The sequence below is a fragment of the Mycobacterium sp. genome, from assembly GCF_019243155.1.
Taxonomy (GTDB): domain Bacteria; phylum Actinomycetota; class Actinomycetes; order Mycobacteriales; family Mycobacteriaceae; genus Mycobacterium.
Genome location: NZ_JAFAUS010000495.1, coordinates 1 through 3,964, shown reverse-complemented (window position 1 = coordinate 3,964; position 3,964 = coordinate 1). Strand labels below are relative to the sequence as shown.

Below are 3,964 nucleotides of genomic sequence, written 5' to 3'. Positions count from 1 at the left end.
CCGGGGTCGAAGACCTGATCGCCCGCCTCGACGGACGGGTAATCGACGTCCTCGTCAACAACGCGGGGTTCGGCACCTACGGCCCGTTCGCCGAGATCGAGGCCGACCGCGAGCACAACCTGGTCGGGGTCAACGTCGACGCGCTGGTCCGCCTGACCCATGCGGTTCTTCCCGGGATGCTGGCCCGCGGCCGTGGCGGCATCTTGAATGTGGCTTCCGTAATCGCCTTTCAGCCCGGCAGCTACCAGGCCACCTACGGCGCCTCGAAAGCATTCGTGCTCTCGCTGAGCCAAGCGCTATGGGCCGAGACCCGCGGCACCGGCGTCACCGTGACGGCACTGTGCCCCGGACCCACCGAGACCGGATTCGTCGGCGCGCTCGGCTCGGACGTCTCACACACCGCGATCTACAAACGCCTCGCCGCGCCCGGTCCCGTCGTCGCCGCCGGGCTGCGCGGCCTCGACCGCGGCCGCGCGGTGGTGGTCCCCGGCTGGCGACTCCGGATCATGGCGACGGGCGGACGGCTCTCGCCCGGCTGGATCTCGGCGCTCATGAGCGCGCGGATGCTGCGGCCCGCCGGCAAAACCAAAGCCGCGGCGCGATGACCGGCCGACGGTTCTCGTTCGAGATCAACCGCACCACCCGGGCACCGGCCGCGACGTTGTTCGGTCTGGAGACCGACGGCGCCCATTGGTCGAAGTGGGCGAAACCGCTTATCGTCCAATCGAGTTGGGAACAGCACGGCTCTCCCTCGCTGGCCGGCGTCGGCGCCATCCGCAGGGTCGGGATGTGGCCGATGCTGATGCGAGAGAAAACCGTTGTCTACGAACACAACCGCCGCCACGCCTACGAGCAGATCGGGCCGCGCCTTCCCGCCAAGAACTACCGCGCCGAACTCCTGTTGACGCCGAGAGCGGGAGGCACCGATCTGCGCTGGACGGGCTCATTCACCGAGGGCATGCGCGGCACGGGGCCGGTCATGCACGCCTTCCTGAGCAGCGTGGTCCGCTTCCTGTCCTGGCGACTCGTCAGCGCGGCCGAACGGGTTACTTGACCACCGGTCGAGTTGGGTCCATGGTCTGGTTATGACCATTGGTGACGACCCCGTCACGACACTGGACGACCTCAAGTCCGATCTGGCTGGCCGCCACAAGTGGACAGCGAGCGGCGGCGCCTCGGTCGACCCCGCGATCGTCGACGCCGACATGGCGGCGCTCGACCGCGACGGCTACGTCATCTGGGAAAACCTGCTCAGCGCGGACGAATGCGAGCAGATCCGTGACGTCGTCGGCCCTTGGCTTGGGCACACCGGGCGCAACGCTTTCGAAGGACGCCGAACCCAGCGCATCTACAGCGTGCTGAGCCGGACACGGGTGTGCGACCGGCTTGCCGATCATCCGCGGGTGCTGGCGGTGCTCGACCGGCTGATGATGGCCAACTACCTGCTTTCGGCGTTGCAGGCCATCAACATTCAGCCCGGCGAGTCCGCGCAGCTGGCTCACCATGACGACGGCTTCTATCCGATTCCTCGGCCACGGGATCCGTTGGCCGCCGCGACGATCTGGGCGATCGACGACTTCACTACCGACAACGGCGCGACCGTCCTGTACCCCGGGAGCCACCGCTGGGGCCGGCGCCCACCCGGGCCGGACGATCCTTCGGTGCCCGTCGTCATGCCCGCCGGCTCCTGCGTCTTCTTCGTCGGAACCCTGTGGCACGGCGGCGGCGCCAACACGACCGACCGCGCGAGGCTGGCCATCACCGCCCAATACTGCCAACCGTGGCTGCGGCCGATGGAGGCCTACACGCTCTCGATCCCGCGCGACATGGCACGAGAAGTCTCCGAAGACATTCAACGGATGATCGGCTACAGCATCCATCCGCCATTCGTCGGCGCAGTCGACGGCGTGCACCCGCTGAGGTTGCTACAAGAATGAGCGACATGACGGCGCGTTTCACAGAAATCGTTGGCGAACACAGCTTGCTGACCGGTGACGCGATCCCTGATGACTACGGTCATGACGAGGTGCTGACGGCGCCGCCGCAAAAGCCGGCGTACGTCGCCAAACCTTCGAGTGCAGAAGAAGTTTCGCAGCTCTTGAAGGCCGCATCCGAGAACGGTGTGCCGGTGACAGCCCGCGGGTCCGGGACCGGCCTGTCGGGAGCGGCGATTCCGCGGGCAGACGGGCTGGTGATCTCCTTTGAGCGGATGAACGCCATCCTGGAGGTCGACATCACGAACCAGGTCGCCGTCGTCCAACCGGGGGTGACGCTGACCGAACTCGACGCGGCCACAATCGATTCCGGCCTGCGGTACATGGTGCAACCGGGCGAGCTGTCGTCGAGCGTGGGCGGGAACGTCGGGACCAACGCCGGCGGGATGCGCGCGGTCAAATACGGGATCGCCCGCAACAATGTGCTTGGGTTGCAGGCGGTGCTGCCGACCGGCGAGATCATCCGCACCGGCGGCAAGATCGCCAAGGTGTCTACTGGTTACGACCTGACCCAACTCATCGTCGGCTCCGAAGGCACCCTGGCCCTGGCGACCGAGGTGACCGTCAAGCTGCATCCCAGGCTCGACCACAGCGCCACCGTGCTCGCCCCGTTCGCCGACTTCGACCAGGTGATGGAGGCGGTACCCAAGATCCTCGCCAGCGGCCTGGTGCCCTACATCCTGGAATACATCGACAACATGACGATGGCCGCGCTCATCCACACCCAGAATCTCGAGCTGGGCGTTCCCGATGCGATCCGCGACAGCTGCCAAGCGTATCTTGTTGTGGCACTTGAGAACCGGACGGCCGACCGGCTCGACGAGGATGTCGAGAGAGCCGGTGAGCTTGTCAGCGACCTGGGTGCGGTCGACGTCTATGTGCTCGAAGGAGCCTCGGCGCGCAAGCTGATCGAGGCGCGCGAGAACGCGTTCTGGACGTTGAAGGCGGCTGGCGCGGACGACCTCATCGACACCGTGGTGCCGCGAGGGGCGATGCCGAAGTTCCTCGCCGCCGCGCGCGGGTTGGCGATCAGCGCCGGCGGCGCGGCGGTGGGCTGCGGACACGCCGGCGACGGCAACGTGCACCTGGCCATCTTCTGTCAGGACCACGATAAAAAGAAGAAGCTGCTGACCGAGATCTTCGCGCTGTCAATGGAATTGGGCGGCGCGATTTCCGGCGAACACGGCCTCGGCCGCGCCAAGACCCCGTACTACCTCAAGCTCGAAGATCCAGTGAAGGTCGACCTGATGCGACGCATCAAGCAGAGCTTCGATCCGGCCGGCATCCTTAACCCGGACGTGTTGTTCGCCGCGGACTAGCGCCATGTTGACCCGCCGCTAAAGGCGTGCCAACATTCTGGGTTGTGCAACCCAAAACGACTGTCGTCCTCGTCCACGGCGCCTGGGCCGACGGCTCAAGCTGGGCCAAGGTAATCGAAGCGCTGCAACAAGCCGACATCCCCGCCATAGCCGCGCCCATCCCCCTCACCACGCTCGACGACGACGTCAACGCGGTCATCCGCACCATCGACCGCACCGAAGGACCGGTCGTGCTCGCTGGCCACGCCTATGCCGGCGGCGTTATCGGCGCGACCAGTCACCCGCGCATTCAATCCCTCGTCTACGTCGCGGCCCTGGCTCCCGACGAAGGCGAAACCGTCGCCGACGTGTTCTACAAGAATCCCCCACATCCGAAGGCCCCGGAGCTCAAGCCCGATAACGAGGGCTGGATCTGGTTGCCGGACAATGCCTTCGAAGACGCATTCGCGCAGAATGCACACGCAGAAGAGCACGCCCTACTGCGAGCGGTTCAGCGCCCCATCGCCGTCCGGTGCATCCAGAAACCGGTGCCGAGACCGGGGTGGAAGGACCTACCCAGCTGGTACCTGATCGCGCAGGAAGACCGCAGGATCAACCCCGCGACGCAAAAGTTCATGGCCGACCGGATGAACGCCAACACTCACACGCACG

The 3,964-nt window shown here is 66.2% G+C and carries 5 protein-coding genes; all 5 read left to right on the top strand.

Annotated features, from left to right (window positions below):
• Positions 1–605, top strand: a 605-nt coding sequence (locus tag JOZ00_RS24840; RefSeq protein WP_293349512.1) for an SDR family NAD(P)-dependent oxidoreductase, incomplete at its 5' end; no start/stop codon positions are given.
• The gene (locus JOZ00_RS24835) at positions 602–1,054 is read left to right on the top strand and encodes an SRPBCC family protein (RefSeq protein WP_293349509.1); all 453 of its coding nucleotides are present in this window, start codon (positions 602–604) and stop codon (positions 1,052–1,054) included. The genes JOZ00_RS24840 and JOZ00_RS24835, both read left to right, overlap by 4 nt.
• Positions 1,055–1,085: 31 nt before the next feature.
• Positions 1,086–1,937, top strand: coding sequence for a phytanoyl-CoA dioxygenase family protein (locus JOZ00_RS24830; protein ID WP_293349506.1), 852 nt, complete (start codon positions 1,086–1,088; stop codon positions 1,935–1,937).
• The gene (locus JOZ00_RS24825) at positions 1,934–3,313 is read left to right on the top strand and encodes an FAD-binding oxidoreductase (protein ID WP_293349503.1); all 1,380 of its coding nucleotides are present in this window, start codon (positions 1,934–1,936) and stop codon (positions 3,311–3,313) included. The genes JOZ00_RS24830 and JOZ00_RS24825 overlap by 4 nt, the downstream gene beginning before the upstream one ends.
• Positions 3,314–3,357: 44 nt before the next feature.
• Positions 3,358–3,964, top strand: a 607-nt coding sequence (locus tag JOZ00_RS24820; protein ID WP_293349500.1) for an alpha/beta hydrolase, incomplete at its 3' end; no start/stop codon positions are given.

What these genes read in the sequence shown, in the direction of transcription:
- JOZ00_RS24835 (WP_293349509.1), top strand. Translation starts at nt 602, where the DNA reads ATGACCGGCCGACGGTTCTCGTTCGAGATCAACCGCACCACCCGGGCA.
- JOZ00_RS24830 (WP_293349506.1), top strand. Translation starts at nt 1,086, where the DNA reads ATGACCATTGGTGACGACCCCGTCACGACACTGGACGACCTCAAGTCC.
- JOZ00_RS24825 (WP_293349503.1), top strand. Translation starts at nt 1,934, where the DNA reads ATGAGCGACATGACGGCGCGTTTCACAGAAATCGTTGGCGAACACAGC.